Here is a 2,077-nt window from a genome sequence, read left to right on the forward strand (position 1 = left end):
GAGTTGCCACGACCCCAGGCTCGCTCCCCGGCGAGCGCAACGGCATCGCCCACGCCGCCGGGTGATCCGCGATGTGGTCGAGGTAGACCGCGGTTGTCGCGCGCAGCCGGTCGCGGACCGGCACTCCCGCGGGCAAGTCCGCGAGAGCAGCGCCCTGCCGTCGCAGCAGGTCGTCGATCGCAAGCCGCACGACCGCGGCATACAGCTCATCCTTGCCAGAGAAATAGCGGTAGATCAGGGCTTCGGATGCCGACGCCCGCGCCGCGATCGATGACACGGTGACGGCTCCGTAGGGTTCCTCTGCGAAGGCGGATGCCGCGGCATCCAGGATCGCAGCCCTGCGCGCATCGGGGTCGAGCCGTCGGCGCGGCTGACGATCGGTGCGAGTCATGCGACAAGTCTAGCGCTAGTGAGCTATCCTCAGTAAGGTTAGTGAACTTGACTCAATAGGAGGATGCATGGGCTGGGTGGAGCACGCGATCTGGTGGCACGTCTATCCCCTGGGGTTCTGCGGCGCGCCGATCCGCGATGCAGACGCGGCGCTGGACGCACCGCCCGTCCCGCGCCTGCGGCGATTGCTCGCGTGGCTCGACTACGCCGTCGAACTCGGCTGCTCGGGGCTGCTGCTCGGCCCGATCTTCGCGTCGGCGACGCACGGCTACGACAGCCTGGACCAGTTCCGGATCGACCCGCGCCTCGGCGACGAGTCGGACTTCGCCGACCTCGTGGACGCCTGCCGCGCCCGCGGCCTGCGGATCGTGCTCGACGGCGTGTTCAGTCACGTGTCGGACCGGCATCCGGCGTTGTTGCGCGCCCTGCGCGAGGGTCCCGGCAGCGATGCGGCGGCGCTGTTCGACATCGACTGGGAGCACGCGGGAGGCCCTGCTCCGCGCGTGTTCGAGGGACACGGGTCGCTCGCGCGGCTCAACCACGCGGCGCCGCAGACCGTCGACTACGTGCAGCGCGTCATGACCCACTGGCTCGACCGGGGCATCGACGGCTGGCGCCTCGATGCCGCGTACTCCGTCGATCCGGCCTTCTGGGCGCGGGTGCTTCCCGGGGTGCGCGCGGCCGGTGACACGGCAAGGGGCAACACGTGGTTTCTCGGCGAGGTCATCCACGGCGACTATGCGGGCTTCGTCTCGGCATCCGGCGTCGACTCGGTGACGCAGTACGAACTGTGGAAGGCGATCTGGTCGAGCCTGGAGTCGGGCAACCTGTTCGAACTGGACTGGGCACTGAAGCGGCACAACGGCTTCCTCGAGACGTTCCTGCCGAACACGTTCATCGGCAATCACGACGTGACGCGCATCGCGAGCACGCTGGGGGCGCGCGGCGCGGTGACCGCGCTCGCGATCCTGATGACGGTCGGCGGCATCCCGTCGATCTACGCCGGCGACGAGCAGGGGTTCACGGGCGTGAAGGAGCAGCGGCTCGGCGGGGATGATGCCGTGCGCCCCGCCTTCCCCGACCGGCCCGACCAGCTCGCGACGTGGGGCAACCATCTGTATCGCTCACATCAGGATCTCATCGGGCTGCGACGTCGGCATCCCTGGCTGACGTCCGCGACGACCGAGGCGGTCCACCGGTCGAACAAGAGGTACACCTACCGCGTGCGCGCCGCCGAGGGGTCGGCGTTCCTCGACGTCACGATCGATCTCGATCACGCCCCGAACGCCGTGATCCGGGATGCCGAGGGGCAGGTGCTCTGGTCACAGGCTGCGCGGTAGCGGCGTCGCGCTGACCCGCTACCCCGGCGCGACCGCGGCTTCGAGCGCCTCACGCATCCCGCGGGCGAAGGCGGGGCCGGCGCTCCCGACGGTGTCGCTCCACAGGACGCACACCGTCAGCCGACCGGCGTACGAGACCGCCGCGATGCCGATGCGGCTCTGGCCGCTGAGTACGGGCAGCGCCCATGCCGCCGTCACCGGCGCGCCGCACAGCCGCTGCGCCGTGGCCGGACCGCGGACGTTCGAGAGCGCCAGGCCGACGGCGCGCTGCCGCGCGAGGAACCAGCGCATGAGCCGTCCGCCCGCGCGGGCGCGGACGAACCACGGCAGGGGGCGTCCCCTCGTCC

General features: G+C 70.7%; 3 protein-coding genes. 1 reads left to right on the forward strand and 2 read right to left on the reverse strand.

The window, feature by feature from the left end; all coding sequences use genetic code 11:
* Nucleotides 1-391 (reverse strand): TetR/AcrR family transcriptional regulator (locus WBP48_RS05605; RefSeq protein ID WP_424437329.1); only part of this gene is annotated, 391 nt, incomplete at its 3' end.
* 67 nt (nt 392-458) lie between these two features.
* Here WBP48_RS05605 and WBP48_RS05610 point away from each other — a divergent pair.
* Nucleotides 459-1,730, forward strand: coding sequence for an alpha-amylase family protein (locus WBP48_RS05610; protein ID WP_424437332.1), 1,272 nt, complete (start codon nt 459-461; stop codon nt 1,728-1,730).
* 18 nt (nt 1,731-1,748) lie between these two features.
* Here the strand turns inward: WBP48_RS05610 and WBP48_RS05615 are convergent.
* The coding region (locus WBP48_RS05615; protein WP_424437335.1) for a WS/DGAT domain-containing protein at nt 1,749-2,077 on the reverse strand (329 nt) is incomplete at its 5' end.

It is taken from the genome of Microbacterium sp. (assembly GCF_049661145.1).
Lineage (GTDB): Bacteria > Actinomycetota > Actinomycetes > Actinomycetales > Microbacteriaceae > Microbacterium.

Bases quoted from the DNA above. Each gene is read 5' to 3' on its own strand.
- WBP48_RS05610 (WP_424437332.1), top strand. From the start codon at position 459: ATGGGCTGGGTGGAGCACGCGATCTGGTGGCACGTCTATCCCCTGGGG.